This is a genomic window from Streptomyces kunmingensis, from assembly GCF_039533535.1.
In the GTDB taxonomy this organism is placed as follows: domain Bacteria; phylum Actinomycetota; class Actinomycetes; order Streptomycetales; family Streptomycetaceae; genus Streptomyces; species Streptomyces kunmingensis.
Map to the genome: position 1 here is coordinate 259,950 of NZ_BAAATS010000022.1, position 22,481 is coordinate 282,430.

The following is a 22,481-nucleotide window of genomic DNA, read 5'->3' on the forward strand; positions in this document are numbered from 1 at the left end:
GCTGGCGCACCTCCGGCTCGCAGACTCCGCGGCTCAGCGACCGCGCGGCTCAGCGGCGGTTGATGAATCCGGCGTCGACAGGCAGCGTGACACCGGTGACGTAGCGGGCTTCGTCCGAGGCCAGCCACAGGATGGCGTGGGAGACGTCGAGGGGCTCGATCACGTCCACCGGCAGGGCGTTCGGCGCCCCCGCGGACAGCATCGGATCCTGGGCGACGAACTCGGCCATGACGGGGTCGGCGACCATGGGCGTGGCCACGCCGGTGGGGTGTACGGAGTTCACGCGGATGCTGTGCGGGGCGAGGTTGTTGGCGTACGTACGCATCAGCCCGACCAGGCCGTGCTTGGAAGCGGCGTAGCCGAGGCCGCCGTTGCTGGCCCCGCCGATGCCGACCAGCCCGGCGGTGGAGCTGACGATCACGATCGAGCCGCCCTGTTCGGCGTCGACCATCGAGGGAATGGCCGTTTCGATGGTGTGGAAGGTGCCGGTGAGGTTGACGTCGATGGCGTCATGCCACGCCTGCACCTGGTCCTTGACGAGCAGCGGTGCGATCCCCGCGTTGGCGACCACGACATGGATCTGCCCGAACTCGGCGAGCCCCGCGTCGTAGGCCTCCCGCAGGGCGTCCCGGTCGCGCACATCCGCCTGCCGCGCCACAACGCGGCGGCCCAGGTCCCGCACTTCCCCGACCGCGTCGCTCAGATCCTCCGGCGTCGACAGCGGGTACGGCACGGTGTCGACGGGCCGGCAGATGTCCACGATGACCAGGTCGGCGCCTTCCCCGGCCATCCGGCGCACGACATCGCGACCAAGACCTCCGGCCGCCCCCGTCACAAAGGCCACCTTGCCGCCGAGACGCCCCTGGGCTGGTTCCGCTTCCTCATCGGACATGTCGCGAGTCCCTGCCATCCAAAAGGCGGGACGAGCCCGCCGCGCGGAGTCTTATGGGTGATGTACCGCGCGATGGTCGGGCTGGCCAGGGGCCGGTCGAAGCCGCCGAGAAATGCGTCTACCCGCACCGCGGATGCTTGCGCGCCGTGTCGGACCCGCAGCCGGAGGAGCCCCGGAAGAGCCGGAGCCGGCCACGTCATCGTCCTGGCCGGCAGGGCATCGGTTCGCTGAACGCACCCGCACCCGAGCACGCCACCATCCGTGCTCTCCTCGCCGCCGGTTCCCGTCCTCGCCGCCGGTTCCCGGCGCAGGCGGACAGGGGCGGCGAGCGGTCATCTCCCGCCCGCAGCCTTGCAGTTGACTCCTACCACCGGCCTACGACCAACCCGCCCCGCTGTCAACGTGCGGGATGCGGCCGCACGGCGAGCGTGATCAAAAATTCGCAACTGTGGCCCGCGTTCGCCGGTTGACGCGGACCGTGCAGTAGGTGGCGCAAAGGAGCTCCACGGCTGTTCCGTGCTCGCAGCGCTGGAGAACAGGGACAGGATGGGCGTCGTGGATCAGCGCATCACTCGCCGCCGCCGTTGCCGCTGCTCCACAGATCCTCCCCATCCTTGGCTATGGCGACGGTACCGTCGGCGCGAAACTCAAGAAGCGCACCGCCCTCGGGATACCCCGTGTTGGTGGCCCATACCGGCTTGTCGTCGGCGGTGTAGACGACCAGGTTGCCGTCCTCCTGGAACACCGCCGTGTAGTTCTCGCCGGACGTGTCGGAGGCCCAACGGCGCCGGTCGTCGCTGTAGGCGACCAGGTTGCCGTCCTCCTGCATCACCAGCTTCACATGTGCCGTCTGGAGGAAGTCACCGGTCTCCAGCGTCTTGCGGGCGCGGACCGACATCGTCTCCGGGAGCCCGGCGACCGTGTCGGTGCTGAACAGATCACGGCCGTCCTTGGTGATGGCGACGTCGCCATCGGTGCGGAGTTCGAGGACCGCCCCCTTGGAGGCGCCGGTGTTCGAGGCCCAGACCTCCTCGTGGGCGGCGTTGTAGACGACCAGGTTGCCGTCCTTCTGGAAGACCGCCTCGTGGTTCTCGCCGGACGTCCGGGACGCCCAAGTGGGCTGATTTTTCTCGTCGTAGGAGACCAGGTCGCCGTTCTTCTGCATGACCAGATTCACATGAGCGGACCGGAGGGACTGGCCGGCCTCCAGCACTTTCCGGCCACGCACCGTCAGCGACTGCGGCAGTTCCTTGCCCCCCGAACCGCCGTCGGAGTCGCTGTGACTCCCGGACGCCTTCGGTTCCTTGGAGTCCGCGGCCGAACCGGAGCTCTGGAGAGCGACGACGGTCGCCGCGATGACCGCGACGACGGCCACCGCGCCGACGGCGAGGAACGGTGTGCGGCGGTACCAGGCCGGTCGCGTGCCGGGCCCGGACATGGTCGCGGACGCACCGGCCGGATCCGCGTACGTCGGAGGCGGCAGGAACCGCGTACCGGCGGCGACCGTGGGAGCCGGGTGCGCCACCGGCGCGGTGGGTGCGCCACCCGGGGCCGAGGGCGCGGGCGCGGCGGAAACTGCGCCGGGTGGCAGGGGACCGGCACCGGCGACGGCCGCTGTGTCCTCCTCGGAGCCGGACGGCGTCGACGCGGTGATCCGCTGGTAGGCGGGGTGCCGCACGACGTCGATCTCGCTGTCGCACAGCTCCACGATGCGCTGCGGCTCGGGCCGGCGGGCCGGGTCCTTGTCGGCGCAGGACCGTATCAACCGAGCCATTTCCTCAGGAACGCCCGCGAGGTCCATCTCCTCGTGCACGGTGCGGTAGGAGACGGTGGCCACCGAGCCCTGGCCGTACGGCGCTCGTCCGGTGAGGCAGTAGGCCATGGTGACGCCCAGCGCGAAGACATCGGAGGCCGGTCCGGTCTCGCCCTGGGTGAGGGTCTCCGGCGCGATGAATCCAGGGGTGCCGATGGCGGCACCTGCCAGCGTGATGTTGGCCATGGCCTCGCTGCGGGCGATACCGAAGTCGATGAGCTGGGGTCCGGTGGCCGAGAGGATGACGTTCTGCGGCTTGATGTCACGGTGCAGCACGCCGTGTACGTGGATGTCGGCCAGCCCCTCGGCGAGAGCCGCAAGGACGGCGCGCGCGAGGTCGATGGGGAACGGCCCGGAGGCGTCGACCGCGTCGGCCAGCGTCGGTCCGGGCACGTACTCGGTCGCCATCCAGAAGGGCGGGGTGGTGACTTCGGCGTCGATGAGGGCGGCCGTGAACGCGTTGCGGACAGTGCCCAGGGTCTCCACTTCCCGCCGGAACCGGTCCAACGCGTCGGGATCGGCCTGGAGATGGGTATTGACGACCTTCACCGCGGCGGGTCGCCCGCCCGGAGTCCGTCCGAGGTAGACGCTTCCCATCCCCCCCGGATCCGAGCCGGCCGAGCAGCCGATAGCGACCGATGTGTGTCGGATCGGACTCTTCCAACGGGTGCACTTGACACGCCCTCCAGGCAGGTCGAACGCAGGGATCCGCACGGCACGGATCGCGACAACGAGGCAGGTGCCCAAGACTTTCCGCAGCGGAGTGCCGGTTTTCCGGCGCCACCGGCCGTGAGCGCGCAGGTACCGTCCGCGATGCGCCGACTCCCCTGTTGACCTGCACTCCTTCGACCCTGCCCCCGTCCGTAACCTTATAGGGACTTCGCCTGTCCGGGGCACCGGACGGGAGGTCGCGTGCGGGGCCGCATTCGAGCACGGGCCGCGGATTTCGCCCACCGGCCCTGCCCACCGAGACCGCGACACAAGTTGCCCGTCGCCTGAACCGCACGCCCCACCTCGCCGCCCACCTCGCCACGGCCATCACCACAGCAGTCTCCACCAGCCAGCTCAACACCGCCCGCGTCCAAGGCGCCGCACTCGACGGCACCACCATTGCTCTCCACGACCGCCACAACGAACGTCAGGGCTGCATGACCCACCCCATGCCCGTCAGAGCCCAACCCCGTTTACTCGCCGCCGTGTTCACCCACCGCCTCACCACCGCAGAACGCAACAGCCCGCTTTTCCACTACCTGTTGGGCTCCTCTGACCCACCGGGTCCGAGGGACCTTGTGCCGGGTTTCTACTGAAGAGGCGCAGACCCACGCCCTGGTCAAGCAGGCCGTGGACGTGATGCCGGGGTTCCAGCGTCGTCTGGGCTCGGGGCCCGTCATAGATGGGAGCGTCCAGCAAGGTGGCCCAGCAGGTGCTGTGCGCCTTGACCTTGCTCGGGACGGCTTTGCACAGGTTGTGCCACAGATGCCACCGGTCGCCGATCTGCGTCGCGCGGGGCAGGACACGGCGGATGGCCAAGGCGTAGGTCGCGGAGCCGTCGAGGCGCGACGCGAGGTGTCCGCCGCGAGTATCGCCGGCAAACGTGCCCCGGCCCGGCGCGCCAACTCCGCGATCACGGCCTTGATTTGCCTCGTCGGACGGGTGGTGCGTCGCTGGTATCGGTCCAGGACTCCAGACACTTGCTCGCGGAAGGTGTGGCAGCAGCCGCATGTGGGACACACCGGACGCCGCACCGCACACGGACCACCACCCGTCGTTCATCGACCGGCCCATCGGCCACCGTCCGCCGGTGGTAGCCGTGCACATGCTCCGACGAAGCCCTGCACATCCGGCACACCGCGGCGCCCAGGGGAGTTCGTGCCCGCACCACAATCCGCGAACCCTCATCGACCACGTTGCTCGATGACCAGCGGAGCCAGCCCGAAAACACCGCCTGGAGCCGCACCCGCTCCGAATCAGCCATCCCGCCCGGACACCGGAGTTGGGGGAGCCGCGTGTTCTAGCACGTCCGTCAAGGACGCACCCCCGGACAAAGGTGCAGGGGTACATGTACATGGCAGGCGGCGTGATGCAAGATCGATCGGGCTGCCAGGTATTCGCCTGACGGCTATTCGGGATCCGACAGAGAGGTGTTGCACATGTCCATCACCATCAAGCCCGTCCAGAAGCCCACCATGAGCAAGGTCGCCGGCGCTGTTCTCTGTGGCTGACCCTCAGGGGAAGCGGTGAAACGGCGCGGGAGGTTGCTGTACGCGCCTCCCGCGCCTTCTCGGTCCGTCACCAATCTGTCCGGAGGATCTAGTCATGGCGGTTTCGCTGAACATGGAGCAAAAGCCTCAGCTGCGGCACTGTACGTTCTTCGTGCCCAACCAAGGGAAAGTGCTGATGATCGTGGGCGATCAGCACTTCGAGCTTGAGCAGCACGGTGCGGAACTCAAGGACTTCCTCAATTTGAAACGCTACCTTGACGGGCGTCACAGCATCGAAGAGATCGCCAAGATAACCGGCGTCGCCGTTTCTGATGTGCAAGGGATCGTGCAGAGCTTCGCGGAGCAGAACCTCCTCCGTCAGGAAGACGCATCGCTGGAGAAGATCCCCGCTGATGCCTTCCTGCGGCAGATCGACAAGTCCACGGCGATGTGGACCGAGCAGATCGGCTATCACCGCCTGTGGTCAGGGCTGGAGAACAAGGGCTTCCGGCGCGAGGTCTTCCTTGGCCTGATCATGGAGACGTACCACTACATCAACTCCGCCAGCAGGCACATCTCCACGGCGATTGCCCACTGCACGGACCCTCACTGGAAGCGTCTGCTCTCCGAGTACCTCGCCGAGGAGTACGACCACGCGTGGATGGCCCGGGACAGCCTGGTGAATATGGGCTTGTCGAAGGAAGAGGTGGAGAACGCGCACCCCGTCATCGGCACGTGGTCCTGGATCAACAACCTCTGTGAAATCGCCCGTGAGGATACTCTCGGATACCTCGCGTGTACCAAGCTTTTCGAAGCTCGGGGTACAGAGACCCTCGAGGGCGCCGAGACGCTACAGCGACTCGCCGAAGAGTACGGCTACCCCAAGGACTGCCTGTCCCCCCTCGTCTCCCACGTCGCCGAGGACGTGAAGGCGAACCATACGGGCCTTCTTGAGGAGGCACTGGAGCACCGCACCCACATTCCTGCCGTGCAGGCCCATCGAGCGGTGAACAATCTCCACGACCTCAAGCACTCGTTCGACCAGTACAACGACGGAATAATCCTCTACTACTCGGACGTGTCGAACTACATCCCGCGACTGAAGGTCGACTACTTCAGCCTGTGAGCGAGTTCGCCGGTGCCCAGGCCCCCTCCGCAACAGATCCTCGGAAGCTGACTTCCGGGCCGTTCGTCCGACTGTGGACTGCCTACACGGTCAATGTTGCCGGAGACGAGTTCTATACCCTCGCCGTGCCCTTGATTGCCTATCAGGCGGGCGCCTCGGCGGGATCGATGTCGCTGCTCTACGCCTGTTCGCTGCTTCCGCAGGTAGTCATGGGTGTATTGGGCGGGGTCGTGGCGGACCGAGCCGAGCGAGTGAAGATCCTTCGCATCAGCTACCTGTGCTCGGCTCTCACCCTCCTCACAGCGTGTGCGATCTTCGGTCTCACAGGAGTCCACCTGGCCGGACTGGCCGCAACGGCTGTTCTGCTGGGCGCGACCGCCCCCGTTGCCGCTGCGGCTTTCGACAGTTCGATCTCCCTGTATGTGGAACCCGCGGGCCTGTCCCGTGCGAATGCGATGACCGAGGCATCCCGCACCGTATGCGTGGTTGCCGGGCCGGCGGCGGCAGGAGTGCTGCTGGGCCACACGGCGCCACAGTACGCGCTGCTGGTGAACGCCCTCTCGTTCATCGGAGCCTTCCTCGTGCTCCACTCCGTGCGAACCAGGGCACGTAGCGCGGCAACGCTTGGGAAAGCGCTCCCGGACGGGTTCGGCACCGCCCTGAAGGCCGGTCTCCGGCATCTTTTGAAGGGCCGCGGCTCCCTGCGGATCGGGGTGGCGCTGAGCACGGTCATCAACCTGGTCTTCGGAGCCTACGAACCACTGGTCGTCTACCGGCTGCGTGACCAGGTGCACGCGTCCAGCAGTACCGTGGGTCTGGTGATGGCATGTGCCGGTGCCGTCTCGTTGGCTGTGGCACTGCTCCTCTCCTGGAAGGCTCCGTCTCGGAGTTTCATGTCCGTCATGGGCGTGTCCACAGCAGCGCAGGGGCTCTCGGTCGCCGTCGTCGCGTTGAGTGACTCCGTCGTACTCATCACCTGCGCGCAAGCAGCGTTCGTGTCCGCGATGCTTGTGTACACGGTCTACTGGCGGGCGATGCGCCAAGCCAACGTGCCTTCCGCCTTCCTCGGCCGGGTCTCCGGCGCATGCCGGGCCATCGCTTTCGGCGGGTCGTTTCTCGGCAGTGTCGTCTCCTACTTCCTCCTGAACGGAATCCTGGCTGTAGACATTGCCTTGCTCGCAGCCGGCGTGATGGTGTTGGCCCTCGGAATCTTGCTGACCGCCTGGACGGCGGTCGGCCGCAAAACTACAGCGATGTGAACATGACCTTGCTCTTGGGTGCGGCTGAGCTGCACCAACTCCTCGACGTCCCCTCATGTCTGGCAACCCTCCGACAGGCGATGGTCGCCGCGGCCCGCCATGCGTCCGACGATCGCACCCCCTCGGCCGCCCAGCGAGTGCAGCACGACTTGCCGGCCCCCGGACGAATCGCGGCCGTATTCCCCGGCCTGCTCCCCGGTGTGCCCGCTTACACGGTGAAGGTGAATGCCAAATATCCCGCCTCGGTGCCGGCGATCTCGGGTGTGATCTGCCTGCACGACCTACAGACCGGACAACTACTGGCGGTTCTCGAGTCCGGCACGGTGACGGCGTGGCGTACCGGGCTGTCCGCCGCTCTTGGCACCGTCGAACTCGCCCACCAGGACCAGAGCTCCGTGCGGACCGTCGGAGTCATTGGAGCGGGCGAGCAAGCACGTCTCACTCTTCGCGCCCTGCACCATCTGACAGGGTTCGACCGGTTGGTCATTCACGACGAACGCCCGGCCGCAGCACGGCGCTTGGCGCAGGAGTGGGCGGCACTCGGCGTTTCCTCCACCGTCGTGGACACTCCCGCGGCCACCGTTGCTGTGGCGCGGACCATCGTGATGGCCACTTGGTCACGTACTCCTCTGCTGGAGCGGGCAGATGTGCCGGACGGCAGACACATCACGTCCTTGGGCAACGACGAGCCGGGGAAGCAGGAGGTGGCGTCAGACCTGATACATGCCTGCCGACTGTTCGTGGACGACATCGGACTCACTGAGTCCGGAGGCGTTCTGCGTGCCTCAGGTGTGGATCCGCAGAGCGTCGGCACCCTCGGAGACGTGCTGGCGGGCCGATATACGGGACGGCGCAGCGCGCAGGAGATCACCATGTACGCGCCGGTCGGTCTGCCGTTCCTCGACCTGGCCCTGGCGTGGCATGCCTATCAGGCTGCGGACGCGACGGCCCTGGGCACGCACTTCGACTTCGTGGGCACACGGCAGGATCCGCCTGCGACGGCGCCCCAGTCCTGAAAGAGGCAGCATGACAGCGGAAACGGAATCCTGGCGCCTCACAGCGGTTTCGCCGGCGGACTTTCCACCCACTGCGCTCTACCAGAGTCCGTGGACCGTATCGCTTGCGATTGCCTTCGCCTTCCGCGGAGTCGGCACCTATGTCATCGATGACATCGACAATGCGGGCGTGGAACGCGGCAACGAGGAAGAGCCGATCTTCCGAGTGGTCCGTAAGGAAACGATGAGCAAGAAGGGGTGGACGAACTGCCGCCCCCTGTCGGCGTTCTGCCCCGACGGCTTGTTGCATCCGCAGCTGGCGCGTGCCGACTACGCGGGCCTGGATCGTGTCACCCCGCTTGCTGAACTGGCCAGGGCACGCGGTACCAACGTCACCCGCTTCCTGCGTACGACCTCACGAACGCACGGGCTGTGGAGCCTGGCCGGCCCGGACCGTGCCATCACCGCCGTTCCTCTCGCGGAAGCGGCGGCCGGGATCTCTGAGATCATCACGCGTCACGAAGAGGCGGTCGTGCGCACTCTGCCACGCGCGCAGGACCAGGGCCCTGCCCTGCGGCGTTTGCGGCACCTCATGCCTGATCCGGACGCCGGGCACACCCTGCTCGACTACTTCCGGACCTGTATGGAACGGGCTCTGGACCTGGTGGGCGCACGGTCCGAGGTGCTCTCCGCGGCGCGAGACCTGCTGACAGGGGACGGGGGCAAGCTGCTACCGATCTTCCGAAGCGGCAGTTCCCACGCCGTCGACGCCTACAACACCGCGGCCCGGCTCCAGGGGAGCCGCAGTCTCTCCCCGGACCATCCGCTGCCCTACTACGTGGTGGACCTGCGCGACGGCCGCCGCCTGCCCATGGATCACGGCACCACCGTAGGCCGGCATCAGATCATCGCCCCGAAGATCCTCGCGATGGAGGGCGTGACCAACATGGCGCTGCCCGTAGCCACCGCCTCCAGATCGACGATCCGCGCACGCGAGATCGCCTACCGGGAGCTGCACTCCGGATCGAGCCAGACGTTCTATGACACCAACTGGCTGCAAGCGCTCGCCGGCTGCCGTGTCGAGGTCGCCGTCCATGACCTGTTCCGGCCGTTCGTCAAAGGACGTGCCACGGCGCCTCTGGAAGACCTCGCCGAGGCGCTGCTGCGGGTCGGACCGCCTGCCCCCGGACAACCGGATGTGTGGAACCGATGGGCAGCCGCCGAGACACTCAAGGACCTCGCGACATGGCACTACCCCCTCCTGATGTGGGCCGTGGCCGGAGAGGGCTGGCTCGCCCAGCTCAAGATCCTTCAGTACGCGACCTACGCGGACGCCATACCCGCCTGAACACGGGGCGCAGCACCACGTACAGGAAAGGACCGCGCGAACACACGCTGGAGACAGACAAGAAGAAGATCCTGCGCGATCTGGACGGTGTCCAGTACCGGTCGGCTGACGATGCGCAGCAGCTTCCGGCGGCGCTCGAGGCCGAAAAGGCACTCCTGGCCGCCGGGGTCAGTTTCGAAGGCGTGGACGACGGCGAGGTCCCCTGGTTCGTCGCCGCTCAGGCACTCGGCCCGGACGGCGCCCTGGCAGCCCGGATCGAACGGTTGGGACAGGGAATGTTCGCCCTGGCCGACACCGTCCAGAAGCTGCACTCCCGGGGAAACCCCACCGTGCACGACTACGCAGTTCCCGCTCCTGCTTCTCTGTTTCAGAGTGGTCAGCGAAACAGTCCCGCTGACCACCCGGGAGGGCAGTAGCGCGATACCTCCTGGCCGTAGGGGTCCTGTGGGACGCGCGCCGGTGACCGACCGCCTTTCAAGAACTACCTCGACCAGCGCGAGATGCCCCGGCCGAGATTCTGGCGCACCCTGGGCAGTTGACCTCGGCCACCTCATGATTCCCGACGGAGTCAACCTGACCGCACGAAGCGTCGCGCGCGCGAGCGAGGGCGACTACCTGTGGTGACCGGTGGCGTAGCGCGCGAGCATCGTCTCCACGGCCTCGTCGACGGCTTGGTCGGTCTCGTCTGCGGCCGGGTTCCAGTCGGTGAGCAGCATCCGGGGCCACAGGACGAAGTTGGCGATCATGCCGAGGAACTGGTTGGCGGCGCTCTCCGCGTCGGGCACACGCGCGGTGCCGGCCTCGTGCTCGGCTTGCAGGTAGAGCCGTACGGAGTCGAAGTAGGGCAGCTTGCCCAGCTGAAACTGCATCCTGCCCAGTTCGGGCAGGCGCGGCAGTTCGGCGATGACGATCCTGAACAGGGCCGTCATTCCGGGCCGGCCGACCAGCTCTGCGTATCGGCGGCCGATGGCCGTCAGGCCCCCACGCAGGTCGCCGGCCGGGGGCGGGGTCGAGGCGTGACCGGCCCCCTGCTTCCACGACTCGCTCACGATGGCCTCGAACAGGGCCGCCTTCGTGGGGAACTGCTTGAACAGCGTGGACTTCGACACCCCGGCCGCCTCGGCGATCCGGGCCAGTGACGTCCCTGCGTAGCCGTGGTCGAGGAAAAGGGCGGTGGCGGACGAGGTGATCGCCTCCCGCTTCCGCTGCGCCAGTTGTCGGTGGTGGTCGGAGAGTCCTTCTGCCATGGGGCCAGTATGCCCGCCACTACGAGGCGAGTCACTTGACTCGCCTCTGGGGCGGACCTACGGTGGAAGAGGCGAGTCGGTCGACTCGCCTCCGGCGTCGGGCCGTGAGCCCCGCAGCGTTTCCCCCATCCCATCCGAGGAGCAGTTCCATGGACAGCAAGAAGATCGCGCTGGTGACCGGCGCCAACCGGGGGCTGGGCCGCAGCGCGGCGCTGGCCCTGGCGCGGCGGGGCATCAACGTCATCCTCACCTACCGGGGTGATGGGGTCGGGGCGCAGGAGACGGTCGAGGCGGTGCGGGCGGCCGGGTCCGATGCCCTCGCGCTGCGTCTGGACATCGCCGACGTCGCCTCGTTCCCGCCCTTCGTGGCCGGGCTCGGCGAGCGGCTGCAGCCGTGGGGCGCCACGCGGCTGGACATCCTGGTCAACAACGCCGGTGTGGGGATCTTCAGCCCCCTGGAGCAGGTCGGTGTCGCGGACTTCGACGCGATGATGGACACCAACGTCCGTGGGACGTTCTTCCTCATCCAGGCACTGTTGCCGCTGATGGCCGACCCCGCCAGCGTCATCAATGTCTCCAGTTCCCTGACCCGCCACACCAGCCCGGCCACCGCCGTCTACTCGGCGTCCAAGGCCGCCGTCGAGGTGCTCAGCCGCACCCTGGCCCTGGAACTGGGCCCGCGCGGCATCCGGGTCAATTCCATCGCACCGGGACCGACCGCCACCGACTTCAACGGCGGTGCCATGCGCGATGACAGCGACATGCGAGCGGGGCTGGCGGCGCAGACCGCTCTGGGCCGCGTCGGCGAGCCCGCCGAGATCGGCGACGCCATCGCCACGCTCGCCTCCGACGGACTGCGCTGGGTCACCGCCCAGCGCATCGAGGTTTCCGGCGGCGCCCTGCTCTAGCGGGACACCGTTGTGTGCCAAGGCCGGCCGCGCTCTCGCCCCGGCACAAGGGCTCGCGCCACGCCGGGTGGGGGAGTGCGGCCCGGACGGGCGCCCCCAGCAGCTGGCGTTCCGGCTTCCCGACTGTCGTACCGTCCTCACCCAGACCCTCACCCCGATTCTGGCCGCGCAGGTCACGCAGCACCTGACCGAAGCGGGCCCGGCGCAGTGGCCCGCACCAGCGCGGGCGACAGCTACGCCACTGTGGCCGGCGGCTTGGTGTGGCCCCTTCGCTGAGCGCATCGTCCTTTGCGGCGTGCCGTCGACGCCTGCCATGGGTCGAGGACGGCTGGAAGCGCGACGCGGGAGCCGACGAGAGAGGCGTGGGCGGGTCGGCCCTGTTCCGGGCAGGGCTGTCTGCCAGGCCTGGGCGGGGTGCTGCTCGGGGATTGCGTCTCGCTCCGTCTCCGTTCGAGGTGGACTACCTCGCTGTCGAACACGCGAAAATCTATGTTGGCCGGAGTAGACATCGGGGGGTGGGCTGGGTATGGTTTCTCTCGTAGCCGAGATCAACGGGCCCGGCAGAGATGAACTGCCGGGCAGCAGTTCAGGAAGTTGCAGTACGCAGGACGGTGCGGTGGCGGAGTTTCGAAGCCAGAGCAGGTGCAGGACGGCGACGGGACTGGCGGCCGGACCGGGTGGCCCGCGGTGATCAGGGGCCTCCGCTGAGCAGGATCGCGGGTACGTAGTGGCGGTACCTGCGAGAGAAGTACGCAGTACCCCGCAGTGCAGTTGGTGAGTGGTACCTCGGTGAAGGCGTCGGCTGCGGGCGCGCGCGCCGGGAAGTTCGGCAGTGGGGTTCCAAGCCAGAGCAGTTGCAGGACGGGCGACGGGGCTGGCTGCCGGAGCGTGGCGCTGTCACCAGGTCACGAAGCAGTTCGCAGCACCAGCAGTACAACGCAGGAGAAGTGCGGTACCAGCAGTAGGCAAGTGATCGATCCCAGAGGGAAACACGGAGGAGCCAGGCGTCATCAGGATCGCCCGGGCGGATGTCTGAGCCCGGGTACCGCAGGACATCGATAGTGAGGTGGTCTGAGGTCAAGCAACCGCGATCCCCGTACCCCCGGCGGCAGTTCGGCCGGGCTTGCGGACACAGAAGGCCGGCGCGGTCCCAGGGCCGGCAGTTGGTGTAGCAGTTCCTTCGGGGCCCGGGTGCCACAGGCATCCGGGCCCCTCCACGCGTTCATGCAGAAAGGTGCCGATGACAGCAGACGACTCCTTCCACCGCCTCGAGGACGAGGACTACCCCGCCTACACGATAGGCAGGGCCGCCGACATGCTCGGCACTACCCAGGGCTTCCTGCGCGCCATCGGCGACGCCCGCCTCATCACCCCGCTGCGCTCCGACGGCGGCCACCGCCGCTACTCCCGCTACCAGTTGCGCATCGCCGCCCGCGCCCGCGAACTCGTCGACAAGGGCACCCCCATCGAGGCGGCTTGCCGCATCGTCATCCTCGAAGACCAGCTCGAGGAAGCGCAGCGCACCAACGCCGAACACCGTCGCACCGCCGGCCCCACGCCATCCGCGGCGGCGGGCTGAGACAGCCCCAGATGACAGCCTTCCGGCCGCCCGGGTGGGCGGGCCGTAACGGCACACCAACAACCTGCCCCCTGGACCCCGGCGGCGGTCGACGAGTGGCTGCGACGCGCACCGGACGACAGTCGTGAGAGCCGCGATCTCCACAGCGCGCTGCTCGACAAGGTCCGCGAGCGCGGCTACTCCCTCCTCGCCGCAGAGCCGCAGCTGCTCGAGCGCCATCGGGCGGCACTGTCCGCATTCGAGCAGTCCGACCGTCTGCCGCGTCAGGAACGCGCCGTCCAACAGGCGACCGTGGAAACTGGCCGAGCTCTTCTGCCCCGACCTGGTGCCGGGGCGGAACTACGACCTCGCTTCGATCGTCGTCCTCATCCCCACGAAGGCCGACCTGCCCCCGATGGCCCTCCGTATGACGGGTCTGCCCGGTGCCGCGTCGACGGCTCAGGTCGAGGCGTGGATCGACGACATGAAGCGGGTCGCCCGGAGCGCACCTTCCGGCTGATCAATAGAGACGATCAAGGGCCGTGTCGGGCATGGCGGGCGGGGCGTTGTCAACGGCGCCGAGAATCGACTGCAGCTGCTCCAGGGTGTCCAGTTGGGTGGCGGCCGGCACCACGGACAGAGTCCCGCGGAGCGCCGCGGTCGCTGCGGTGGTGATGGCCTCGGCGGTTGTGACTCCCGCCGGCGTAAGGCGCGCGTTGTGACTGCGCCGGCCCTGGGGGTCGGGCCGTGCTCGGCGCGCGGTGCCGGTCGTCCGTGCCGGTCGTCCGTGCCGGACGGAACTCAGCGCTCCCAGCAAGCACCCAGCAAGCGGCGCGGCAGCCGCCCTGCTGCGCACCAGCGGCTACCTGCCCTTGCCCGGCCTGCTCACCGCGGCGGGCCTGGCCGCCCTGCGGCAGGAGACCCACCGCCTGGAACAGCTGGTGAGGTGCTCGTCCCAGGCTCTGGGGCCGTCGACATGGACGGCGAGGGCGTCGAAGAGCATGGTGGGGGGAGATGGGCGACGATGTCGGGCGATGCGGTGGTGGGGGCGCGAACCGGCCCTTTCGCAGTTCGGCTGCACCGCGGAGGTAGAAGTTGCGCCAGGTTCCGTTCTCGCTGCTGTAGCCCAGCTGTTCGAGGGTGTCGGCGAGCAGATGCCAGGCCGCGGTGTGCTCGGGGTCGGCGAAGACCACGTGGGAAAGGACCTCGGCTGCCCACCGGTGGTCGCCTACCTCGAACGACTGTCTCAGGCCGGCTGCCGACGGGCCGTACGGGTGACTTCGACGCCTTCGCGGGTGCCCCAGCGGCTGACGCGGTGGCAGGTGGCCATCGCGTAGAAGTACAGCGGTCGCAGGACCAGGACCCGCCAGAGGGAGGTCAGCGGAGCGAGGGTGAACAGGAGTAGGGCCTGGCGCAGGCGCATGTCGGTGCGGTGGACGGTGAACAGGCGCAAGGCCATCAAGTAGCTCATGGCGGTGCCGATGACGACGCCGGCCAGGACGAGGGTGCCGGTGTGGGCGCGCAGGTGCGGGTCGGCGAGGATGACGCCGGGGATGGCGATACCGAGCGCGATGTGGACGTACTCCGCGACCGTGGTCCAGAAGACGATGCCGTTCAGCGGCATGTAGCGCAGCCACCACAGGTGGCGGACGGTGGTGCCGCGCATCCAGCGCATCTGCTGCCGCAGGTAGTGCGACCAGCGTTCGGGGGCGAGGGTGAAGACGAGCGACGAGGGCTGGTGGACGGTGTCCCCGGCCAGGAGCCCGTAGAAGGTGAGCATGGAGTCGTCGTTCATCTGCATCGGGCGGCCGCGGAACGTCTCGTGCTCGTAGGCGCCGGCCGCCTCGCGGACGATGTGGGCCCGGTAGAAGGCGAGAGTCCCGGAGTTGATGGTGACGCGCCCGAGCACGGACTGGGCGGAGCGCAGCCCGCGGGTGAAGGGCAGGTACAGCAGGTTGATCATGCGAGTCAGGGTGTTGGCGTCGTGGTTGAGTACGACGACCTGACCGGCGACGGAGGAGACTTCGGCGTCCGCGAACGGCTTCAGTCCCTCGGCGATCGCTTCAGGGTCGAGAACGGAGTCGCTGTCGAGGGTGACGAAGACGTCCGCGTCGTCCGTCGCCAGCACCCGCATCTGGGCGTGCCGCTTACCGCGGTTGGGGGTGCGGTCCCAGGTGACCTCGACGCCGCGGGCGGCGGCGCGTTCGAACAGCTCGGCGCGGACGTCGTCGTAGGTCATGGGGCTGCCGTCCTGGTGGACGGAGCCGTCGTCGACCACCCGGATCCTGTCCACGGCCCGGGTCTGTACGAGCAGGGAGTGCAGGCAACTGCGCAAGGCCGCGGCGTCCTCGTTGTAGACGGGGATCTGCACCGTCACCTTCAGCCGGTCCAGCTCGGCCTGTGCGTCCGGCGAGACGGTACGGGGCCTCTCCAGCCAGGACAGCGGCACCCACCACAGCAGCATGAAGGAGACCAGCCACGGCACCACCGCGTCGCGGCCTCCGCCCGCCAGTGCCGCGATCGTGCTGTAGACGTGGGCCACACCCCAGGTCAGGAACACCGTCAGCGGCACCGCCCCCAACAGGACCAGGCCGAAGGACGAGGCGTGCCAGGCGCGGGGCAGCGGCGCCACCCCCGGCCACCGCTTCGGTACGGGTTTCGCGGTTACGGGTACGGGTGCGGCGCCCGATCGCCCGCGTACACGGGCGAAGGTGCACGGGGTCACCGCTCGACCGGGCCCTTGCCGCGCCGGAACGACGTCCTGACCAGGGCCGCCCCGGCGAGCACAGCGACGAAGCTGATGACCACCAGCCACACCTGCCCGGTGGCCAGCCCGGTAGCGGCCAGCGTGCTTCCGGGACCCACGATCGAGCCGTAGGACATAACGCCTCCTGAAGAACGAACCCAGAGATGAGCAATCGATAAGCCCTATATATGCCCTTTCGCCCCCAAGGGCTCACTGAGCCGTCCTACTGGGGGACGCTCGCGCTGGACGCCGACCGGGTAGCAAGCTCTTGGCCCTACGCGATCCCCGGCCGTGTGATCGATCGCGCGTTCTCCATGCCGCTGGCCCGGGAGAAGCTCAATCATCAGTACGCGGGACGGCTGGTGGTGAGGGAGGCGGCTGTGCGACAGCTGGCGCGCAGGATCGTGCCCGGTTGTACCGGACCGTGGTTGTGACGTCACGGGCGTGTGGGTGTCGGGATGGGGCAGATGAGTTCGGGACCGCTGGTGGCGATCGCGCCACTGTCGACGGGGACGATGGCGCGGGTGATGAATCGGGCGTCAGTGGAGGCGAGGAAGGCTACCGCCGCGGCGCGACGTCGGGGGTGCTGTGTGCGCGTCACCGCTCTACCTAGTGCCGTGACGGCCCAAGTCAGCCGGGTGAGACGAAGGACCGTGGTGTTTGTGGAGATCACCTTCGTGGGGCTGCCGATCGACCATGACGAGGTCGAGGAGGCGTTGGAAGCGGCGTTCGAGCTCGACGGCGAGATCGCGGGCGCGGGCAGCGGCATGGGTCGTTGCCATCTTGACCTTGAGATTGCGGAAGGCTCGGACGCGATCGCGATCCTGGAGCGGCTCCGGGCTGTGCTGTCTGAACTGGGAGTCGCGGACCACGCGACTCCGATGTCAGCGAGTGATCAGGCTGCCATCCGCGCTCGTCCGCCCCAGCGGACGCCCTTCTCGCTGCGGACCCGGGCGCGCTCGCGGCGTTCGGCCGGCCGGACATCTCGATGGCGGGCGTTGGCGTTGGCGTTGCGCCAGCGCAGGTAGGCGTGCAGAGCCCGGGTCCGGACCGTGTGGTTGGGGTGGTTCGAGTTGGCGATGGTGAACTGCCGCAGCGGCCCGAAATGCACCTCGATCGGGCTTGCCCAGAATGTGCAGGTCGGTGTGAAGCACAGTTCGACCCGGTGCTTTTTGGCCCAGGCGCGGATCTTCTCACCCTTGTGCGCGGGCAGGTTGCCCAAGATCACATAGATGGGGTTGCCGTCTGGGCGGGCCGCCCGGATCGACCTGTGGGCGGCCGGCGTGTTGCCGGCGCCCTTGTTTCGCCGGTTGATGCCCCAGAGCGCGTCGTCACCGATCGAGAGGTGAGCTGGCGGGGGCGGCCTCCCGCCCAGCGGAGGTCCAGACAGGCCAGGCCGATCTCGTGCTCACGTGACCAGGGCCCTGGCCGACCTCCGAGACCAGCCGCTGGAAGCCGGGCCGGTCCACCAGACCGGACGCCGAGTGACCGAGGTCCTCGACGATCACCAGGACCTGAGACGGCGCCCAGCCCAGATCGACGGCACGCTGGGTGAGCCCGTACTGCAGCCTCGTCGATTCCGCATGGTCGAGGATCTGTTGCGGGATTGACTGGCGGACATGGACAACTGCCAGGCGGTCGAGAAGCCAGGGCTGGATCTTGGCGTCAAGCCGTTCCCACGGAGCTGTCACCGTCACGAGGTCACCCCCGTTCCGTCCGGCCATGACCGTCCGGGGCATCAGCTCGGCCGGCAGCACCACCACCAGCTGACGGCTCAGCTCCGGAACCGTCTCCCACCGGGGAATCTGAGGAGGTCCGCGACGACGTCTTCCGACACCACGACTCACCGTCCTCGGCCTCATCGGCTTCCCGCTCCCGCAACTGCCACACGACAGCCGCGGCCCTTACGTCTTCCTTGGCACTGTCACCGCAGCGTCACTTGCAACATGGCTCCGGTCCTGACAAATGCGAGGCAGGCCAGCGGCCGCTCGGGCCTGTCTGTGAGTGCCGTCTTATGGTTCCGGGATGAGCAACTCTGCTGCGGCTGCGGTCCTCACAACCACCGACCTATCTGAAGCGATACGTGCGGTGCGTACCTTGCTGGGCCTGGCAGACATCGATCAGGGAGAGGTCGACTTCGAAGCCGTGATCAGGTCGCCGGATGTCCTGGCGCAAGTACGTCACGTACTGCCCGACCTCGAATGGTGGGCGTTGGCCGGCGAACAGCACGGGTCTTCGAAGGCCAACGACAACCCTGCAGACTGTCTGCCGATCCGAGTGTTCGACTGGGGGCGTCCGCTGGACCGCGCTGAGCCCTTCGTCGCCGCTCTGGGGCCGGACCCCGCGGCTGTTCGGTGGGATCTGAACGCATGGCCTGCGGTTCCCGAAGCCGGGCTGGAAGCGATCTCGCAGAAGTACGCCTACCTCACGCTGACAGTGAATTCCCGGGACCTCTACCAGGACGAACCGTCGCAGGACCACACCGTCCACGTTCACGTCCGGGATCGGAACGGCGACCAGATCGCCCGCGTCCACTGGCTCGCCGATCAAGTGGGTGGCCGATTCACAGGCAGGGTGGAGTTGGCGCCTCTGTAACCCCTCAGCAAGCAGCCAGGACCGGTGTTTCTATCTGCCTCTGCCGCATGGCCGGCCGGACAACTCCTAAATCCCTCTTCGCGCCCGCCGCCAGCGCATGCGAAGTTCGTCGAGTGCCGCGCGTCGTTCGTCGGGGAGTTTGTCGGCGCGGCGGCGGACGTACGCTGCCCACATGCCGAGGTCGACCAGGACGGTGTCCTCGGGGGCGATCTCACGGCCGGAGGCGCCGGGTCCGGCGAGACCGACGGGCAGGGCTTCGACGTGTTTGCGGGGGATGTTGAGGTGGCCTTCGCGGGCCCGGTACTGTCGCGCGGCAGCCAGTTTCAGGGCCCACTCCCAGTCCTGGGTCCGCTTCACCGGCCGCTCGGACGGTGTGGCGTCCTGGGTGCCACGGCCGCTCTCCCGACCGCTTCGCACCGACTGTCCCGGTTCTGTCACAGCTGCGTCCCCCAGGACAACGGCACGCCCCGGTGCCGGGTCTGACGACACATGGTGCGGGTGACTCACCCGCGCCCTTCGGGAACAGCATCGACCGACGGGGGAACAACGAAATGATCGCTCTTGGACGGATCATGGCCGTGGCCACTGCGGGACTGGGCGCGGCCTGGCTCGCCGGCGGCACCGCTACAGCCGCCACACCGCTCACCGCGCCCACCGCGACCGTCAAGACCGCAGCCACAGCCGCAGTGGCGGCCTACAACGGGTCCTGCGGTGCGGGATACGCCGTCGTCAACTCCGCCGACATCGGCAGACTCGGCACGGTGTACCTCACCTACAGCGCCACCACCGGAGAGAACTGCGTCGTCACCGTGCGCGCGGTCAAAGGCGCCGCAGTGCACATGGTCGCTTCGTTGGGGCTGGGCACCAACACCGCCGACGTCATCGACGACGGCTACTACACCAGCTACGCCGGGCCCGTTTTCCTCGACGGCCGCGGGATGTGCATGAGTTGGCGCGGTGAGATCAACGGTGAGGTCGCGGGGAAGAACTGGACCAACTGCGAAGCGCGCATCCGTTAGTACTCCATCAGGACTTCGCTGTCGGACCTGCGGCCTTGGCCGGGCGGCTGGAGTGTAGTGGGCCGGGACATGGTCAGGGAAGGTCTCATGGAGGCCCCCCCTCGAATGTGCGACATCGCCGCCGGTAATGACAGCGACGGGCGACTGCCTGGCGCGTCCGGCGCCAGTTCGACCAGTTCACCGCGTGGTGTCGGCCTCGGTGTCCGCGCAGGTGCGGGGGCCGGGGTAACGGCAGACTTCGTACTGGTCCAGCCCGCACTCGTTCTTCGCAGCCTGAAAACACTCCTCGATGGCCCAGCGCGATCCGGCGATCCGCACCAACTCCCGGACGGTGACCTCCAAGGGGGTGTAGGCGAGGTAGTAGGCGATCTCGTCCGGGCGGGACATGCTGCGGCGGGCCGGCGCCCACCCCATCCGTCCGCCGCGCACCCCGCTTCCGAACTCTCCGCGACACAGCCGGATTCGCCAGCGCTTGACCACCCAAGACCACCAACGGAGTCACGGCACTGGCTCTAGGGACGCTGCCCCGGCTTGTCGACGACGGCTCGCTCGAGGATCGCGCTGGACCCGGTGAGCTCGCCCTTCTTCTGCCCGTCCGGCAGATCTTCCACGGCGACGGTGCGTTCTCCGAGGAACTGCTTCGTCTTCTTGTCGAAGATCAGCTCTTGACGCTCGCCGTCGTTGACGCGCGCGACGGCCACGCCACGGCGCCCCGCCGCATCGACCGCGTCCGGAACGACAACCACCCCGGGGATCTTGGCTGCGGCCCTGTAGAGGGCCGCACTCTGAGCGGCCGGCATCAGGCTCTCGAACGACAGGTCACCCACCTGGACGAAGGTGTTCTGGTCCTTGCTCTCGCCCCCGGCACTGACCCGGTGAAGCCACTTCAGCATCGCGTCGGGGTCGGTCGGCAGTGTCTGCAGGTTGCGGTAGTTCGTTGAGCCCTCATAGAGCGGAAGATCGGGCTTCAGCGCCTCCTCACCCGCGAACCCGTAGTCCGGCTCGCGGATCAACCCTGTATGCAGGCCGTCCACCGAGAGCCAGACCTCTCGCTTGTGGACGGGGTCCAGCTTCGCTTTCTTGCCTTCCTGGTGCGTGGTGTAGCCCACCTTGCTCTCGATGTATACGAATTGATCGTCGCGGATGCCGCCGGGCACGTTCTCATGCGCGGCCGCCAGTGCGATGTCCTCCAGCAACGCCACGGCCTCCTTGGTCGGCGGTTGCGCGTTCGCGCCTTCGCCGGACAGCGGGAGGAACACAAAGGTGACGGCCGCCGCGGTGGCGACGGACGCCGCCGCGAGCGCGGGCCGCAGCCACTTCTTGTGTACGGAGGCATGCGCGGGCGCGTCGGACTGCCGGATCTCGGTCATCAGATGCTCCTTGAGGAGTTCGTGACGGCCCGGCGGAAGGCTTTTCTCGGGAAGCTCAGTCATCGGTTCCCCTCCTTGATGGGCCTGACCGCAGTGGTGCGGTCACCTCTCATCTGTCCGCGCCTGGAGGGCGGTTCCATATGTTTCGCGAGTCTTGTTCTTGCTCGGGAGAGCCGCGATCGTACGGTTCCGACAGGCACCCCGAGCGCCTGGGCCGCCGCCGCGTAGTCGAGCCCCGCCCAGACGCAGAGCGCCAGTACCTCCCGGTCCGCCCTGCGAAGCTCGGACAGGGCCGTTCGTACGAGGGCCAGTTGCGCCGAGTCATCGAGGCGCCCGGCGATCTCTTCGGCGAAGTCGGGCTCGGTCTCCTCGGGCGGCAGACGAGCGAGGGCCGCCGCGTGTCTGCGTGCCGCCCGGCGTGTGTTGCGCGTGACGTTGGTGGCGATCCCGAGCAGCCAGGGCCGCAGCGAACCACCGTCCTCATCAACTCTCTCGCGCAGGCGCCATGCCTCCAGAAAGGTCAGCGACACGACATCTTCGGCCTGCGCCCAGTTGCCTGTGAGCCGGAACGCATGGTTGTAGACGGAACGCGCATACGCGTCGAAGAGCTCGCCAAAAGCGCCTTGGTCCCCCGTGCTGATGCGTTTCCGCAGAGTCGTATCCACACCCTCCATCTGTCCGTACGACGACAGCCGGTTCCAGTGACCCACGCCACAGAGGGGTCACGAGGCGCCATACCTGACAGACCACGTCACGAACATCGACTTTCGCCGCCTGAGAGCCTGACTTCGAACCCCCGCCTGCGCCCCGACGCCCGGCACGCCGAGCGCACGCACCGACCGCCGCTGCGCCCGCGCTTCGCGCCGACGACGGGAGTTCGAAGACAGCCTCTCGGGCGTGGTCTGCCGGCCCGTCTGAACTACTTGACCCGTTCGGACAAGAGCCCGCGCGCGGTTCGGGCCGCCGGTCTGACGGTCACCCACCGCACCCTCAGGTCGTGGCAGGAAATTATTGTTCGCCGTCGAAGGCGAACCTGGAGCGCATCGAGCGCGCCTACCTGGCGGTGCGCCGCCAGAACGTCGCCCGGCACCTGAACGTGCGCCGTGGGACCGGATCGTAGGCGCCTGGGCGGCCGGGGACCTGGCGCGCCTGGATGCTGCCTGGAAGGCCGATGTCCTGCCGGATCTCGGATCACAGTGGGGCCAGTACGAGTACGTCGCGAACGTCGGCTTCGCCGCGTGACGGGACGCGTTGGACCGCCGTATCGCGCACCGTCGCACCCGGCAGGGTGCGTGAGGCGGAGAGCCGCAGATTCCGGATGCCCGGCCATGGCCCCGAACCTGGGTGCGAGTGACCCGATCAGTACCCCGGGCGGCGTACACCGGAATGTGTGCATAGGATCAG

General features: G+C 68.0%; 20 protein-coding genes and 4 pseudogenes. 10 read left to right on the forward strand and 14 right to left on the reverse strand.

Features of this window, described 5'->3' with window-relative positions; all coding sequences use genetic code 11:
• Positions 1–49: 49 nt before the first annotated feature.
• The 3 genes and pseudogenes from ABD366_RS27310 to ABD366_RS27320 all read right to left on the reverse strand — a co-directional run.
• Complete coding sequence (locus tag ABD366_RS27310; protein WP_324765674.1) at positions 50–892, reverse strand: mycofactocin-coupled SDR family oxidoreductase; 843 nt, start codon at positions 890–892, stop codon at positions 50–52.
• A gap of 568 nt (positions 893–1,460) precedes the next feature.
• Positions 1,461–3,302, reverse strand: coding sequence for a protein kinase domain-containing protein (locus ABD366_RS27315; protein WP_324765673.1), 1,842 nt, complete (start codon positions 3,300–3,302; stop codon positions 1,461–1,463).
• Positions 3,303–4,019: 717 nt separating this feature from the next.
• Positions 4,020–4,636: pseudogene (locus ABD366_RS27320) on the reverse strand (transposase); the annotation flags it as partial.
• 385 nt (positions 4,637–5,021) lie between these two features.
• Between ABD366_RS27320 and ABD366_RS27325 the strand changes: the two are divergent.
• The 4 genes from ABD366_RS27325 to ABD366_RS27340 all read left to right on the forward strand — a co-directional run bounded on the left by ABD366_RS27325 (position 5,022) and on the right by ABD366_RS27340 (position 9,634).
• The gene (locus ABD366_RS27325) at positions 5,022–6,032 is read left to right on the forward strand and encodes an iron-containing redox enzyme family protein (protein ID WP_324765672.1); all 1,011 of its coding nucleotides are present in this window, start codon (positions 5,022–5,024) and stop codon (positions 6,030–6,032) included.
• Entirely contained in the window at positions 6,029–7,291 is a 1,263-nt protein-coding gene (locus tag ABD366_RS27330) for an MFS transporter (RefSeq protein WP_324765671.1), read from the forward strand. The genes ABD366_RS27325 and ABD366_RS27330 overlap by 4 nt, the downstream gene beginning before the upstream one ends.
• An 80-nt stretch (positions 7,292–7,371) precedes the next feature.
• Positions 7,372–8,307 carry an ornithine cyclodeaminase family protein gene (locus ABD366_RS27335; RefSeq protein WP_344442636.1) on the forward strand — a complete coding sequence of 312 codons (936 nt, stop codon included), beginning with the start codon at positions 7,372–7,374 and terminating at the stop codon, positions 8,305–8,307.
• A 169-nt stretch (positions 8,308–8,476) separates the two neighbouring features.
• Positions 8,477–9,634 carry a hypothetical protein gene (locus ABD366_RS27340; RefSeq protein ID WP_324765669.1) on the forward strand — a complete coding sequence of 386 codons (1,158 nt, stop codon included), beginning with the start codon at positions 8,477–8,479 and terminating at the stop codon, positions 9,632–9,634.
• Here ABD366_RS27340 and ABD366_RS27345 read toward each other — a convergent pair.
• The gene (locus ABD366_RS27345) at positions 9,610–9,945 is read right to left on the reverse strand and encodes a hypothetical protein (RefSeq protein WP_324765668.1); all 336 of its coding nucleotides are present in this window, start codon (positions 9,943–9,945) and stop codon (positions 9,610–9,612) included. The genes ABD366_RS27340 and ABD366_RS27345 overlap by 25 nt on opposite strands.
• A gap of 300 nt (positions 9,946–10,245) precedes the next feature.
• Positions 10,246–10,881: a TetR/AcrR family transcriptional regulator gene (locus ABD366_RS27350; protein WP_324765667.1), complete on the reverse strand. Its 636-nt coding sequence runs from the start codon at positions 10,879–10,881 to the stop codon at positions 10,246–10,248.
• 149 nt (positions 10,882–11,030) lie between these two features.
• Between ABD366_RS27350 and ABD366_RS27355 the strand changes: the two genes are divergently transcribed.
• From ABD366_RS27355 to ABD366_RS27365, 3 genes are all read left to right on the forward strand, one after another.
• Complete coding sequence (locus tag ABD366_RS27355; RefSeq protein ID WP_324765666.1) at positions 11,031–11,789, forward strand: SDR family NAD(P)-dependent oxidoreductase; 759 nt, start codon at positions 11,031–11,033, stop codon at positions 11,787–11,789.
• Between the two features lie 1,240 nt (positions 11,790–13,029).
• Positions 13,030–13,368, forward strand: a complete 339-nt coding sequence (locus tag ABD366_RS27360) for a helix-turn-helix domain-containing protein (protein WP_324765665.1) — start codon at positions 13,030–13,032, stop codon at positions 13,366–13,368.
• A 325-nt stretch (positions 13,369–13,693) separates the two neighbouring features.
• A complete protein-coding gene (locus tag ABD366_RS27365; RefSeq protein WP_324765664.1) occupies positions 13,694–13,867 on the forward strand; it encodes a hypothetical protein in 174 nt (57 codons plus the stop codon).
• Positions 13,868–13,916: 49 nt separating this feature from the next.
• On the opposite strand, the gene ABD366_RS27370 is transcribed toward ABD366_RS27365, so the two are convergent.
• From ABD366_RS27370 to ABD366_RS27390, 5 genes and pseudogenes are all read right to left on the reverse strand, one after another.
• Positions 13,917–14,540, reverse strand: coding sequence for an alkyl sulfatase dimerization domain-containing protein (locus ABD366_RS27370; protein ID WP_344442638.1), 624 nt, complete (start codon positions 14,538–14,540; stop codon positions 13,917–13,919).
• Positions 14,541–14,593: 53 nt separating this feature from the next.
• Positions 14,594–15,979 (reverse strand): glycosyltransferase family 2 protein, encoded by a 1,386-nt coding sequence (locus tag ABD366_RS27375; protein WP_324765663.1) that lies wholly within the window; start codon positions 15,977–15,979, stop codon positions 14,594–14,596.
• An 89-nt stretch (positions 15,980–16,068) separates the two neighbouring features.
• Positions 16,069–16,230, reverse strand: a complete 162-nt coding sequence (locus ABD366_RS27380; RefSeq protein WP_324765662.1) for an LPXTG cell wall anchor domain-containing protein — start codon at positions 16,228–16,230, stop codon at positions 16,069–16,071.
• A gap of 758 nt (positions 16,231–16,988) precedes the next feature.
• Positions 16,989–17,435 (reverse strand): annotated as a pseudogene (locus ABD366_RS27385) (transposase); the annotation flags it as partial.
• Positions 17,425–17,850: a recombinase family protein gene (locus ABD366_RS27390; RefSeq protein ID WP_344442641.1), complete on the reverse strand. Its 426-nt coding sequence runs from the start codon at positions 17,848–17,850 to the stop codon at positions 17,425–17,427. The pseudogene ABD366_RS27385 and the gene ABD366_RS27390, both read right to left, overlap by 11 nt.
• Positions 17,851–18,118: 268 nt before the next feature.
• Between ABD366_RS27390 and ABD366_RS27395 the strand changes: the two genes are divergently transcribed.
• A complete protein-coding gene (locus ABD366_RS27395) occupies positions 18,119–18,688 on the forward strand; it encodes a hypothetical protein (protein WP_324765660.1) in 570 nt (189 codons plus the stop codon).
• Positions 18,689–18,754: 66 nt separating this feature from the next.
• Here the strand turns inward: ABD366_RS27395 and ABD366_RS27400 are convergent, their stop codons facing one another.
• Entirely contained in the window at positions 18,755–19,105 is a 351-nt protein-coding gene (locus ABD366_RS27400; RefSeq protein ID WP_324765659.1) for a helicase associated domain-containing protein, read from the reverse strand.
• A 134-nt stretch (positions 19,106–19,239) separates the two neighbouring features.
• On the opposite strand from ABD366_RS27400, the gene ABD366_RS27405 reads away from it, so the two are divergent.
• Positions 19,240–19,707 carry a spore-associated protein A gene (locus ABD366_RS27405; RefSeq protein WP_324765658.1) on the forward strand — a complete coding sequence of 156 codons (468 nt, stop codon included), beginning with the start codon at positions 19,240–19,242 and terminating at the stop codon, positions 19,705–19,707.
• Positions 19,708–19,929: 222 nt separating this feature from the next.
• On the opposite strand, the pseudogene ABD366_RS27410 reads toward ABD366_RS27405, so the two are convergent.
• From ABD366_RS27410 to ABD366_RS27420, 3 genes and pseudogenes are all read right to left on the reverse strand, one after another.
• Positions 19,930–20,127: pseudogene (locus tag ABD366_RS27410) on the reverse strand (IS701 family transposase); the annotation flags it as partial.
• Positions 20,128–20,219: 92 nt separating this feature from the next.
• Positions 20,220–21,140, reverse strand: a complete 921-nt coding sequence (locus ABD366_RS27415; protein WP_324765657.1) for a CU044_5270 family protein — start codon at positions 21,138–21,140, stop codon at positions 20,220–20,222.
• Positions 21,137–21,751, reverse strand: coding sequence for an RNA polymerase sigma factor (locus tag ABD366_RS27420; protein WP_324765917.1), 615 nt, complete (start codon positions 21,749–21,751; stop codon positions 21,137–21,139). The genes ABD366_RS27415 and ABD366_RS27420 overlap by 4 nt, the downstream gene beginning before the upstream one ends.
• 222 nt (positions 21,752–21,973) lie before the next feature.
• Here ABD366_RS27420 and ABD366_RS27425 point away from each other — a divergent pair.
• A pseudogene (locus tag ABD366_RS27425) lies at positions 21,974–22,319 on the forward strand (transcriptional regulator); the annotation flags it as partial.
• Positions 22,320–22,481 lie beyond the last annotated feature (162 nt).

Excerpts from the sequence above, each read along its gene's own strand:
- ABD366_RS27380 (WP_324765662.1), bottom strand. The coding sequence starts at position 16,230 with ATGTCCTACGGCTCGATCGTGGGTCCCGGAAGCACGCTGGCCGCTACC.
- ABD366_RS27310 (WP_324765674.1), bottom strand. The coding sequence starts at position 892 with ATGTCCGATGAGGAAGCGGAACCAGCCCAGGGGCGTCTCGGCGGCAAG.
- ABD366_RS27350 (WP_324765667.1), bottom strand. The coding sequence starts at position 10,881 with ATGGCAGAAGGACTCTCCGACCACCACCGACAACTGGCGCAGCGGAAG.
- ABD366_RS27360 (WP_324765665.1), top strand. The coding sequence starts at position 13,030 with ATGACAGCAGACGACTCCTTCCACCGCCTCGAGGACGAGGACTACCCC.
- ABD366_RS27405 (WP_324765658.1), top strand. The coding sequence starts at position 19,240 with ATGATCGCTCTTGGACGGATCATGGCCGTGGCCACTGCGGGACTGGGC.
- ABD366_RS27415 (WP_324765657.1), bottom strand. The coding sequence starts at position 21,140 with ATGACTGAGCTTCCCGAGAAAAGCCTTCCGCCGGGCCGTCACGAACTC.
- ABD366_RS27395 (WP_324765660.1), top strand. The coding sequence starts at position 18,119 with ATGAGCAACTCTGCTGCGGCTGCGGTCCTCACAACCACCGACCTATCT.
- ABD366_RS27335 (WP_344442636.1), top strand. The coding sequence starts at position 7,372 with ATGGTCGCCGCGGCCCGCCATGCGTCCGACGATCGCACCCCCTCGGCC.
- ABD366_RS27315 (WP_324765673.1), bottom strand. The coding sequence starts at position 3,302 with ATGGGAAGCGTCTACCTCGGACGGACTCCGGGCGGGCGACCCGCCGCG.
- ABD366_RS27355 (WP_324765666.1), top strand. The coding sequence starts at position 11,031 with ATGGACAGCAAGAAGATCGCGCTGGTGACCGGCGCCAACCGGGGGCTG.
- ABD366_RS27325 (WP_324765672.1), top strand. The coding sequence starts at position 5,022 with ATGGCGGTTTCGCTGAACATGGAGCAAAAGCCTCAGCTGCGGCACTGT.
- ABD366_RS27420 (WP_324765917.1), bottom strand. The coding sequence starts at position 21,751 with ATGGAGGGTGTGGATACGACTCTGCGGAAACGCATCAGCACGGGGGAC.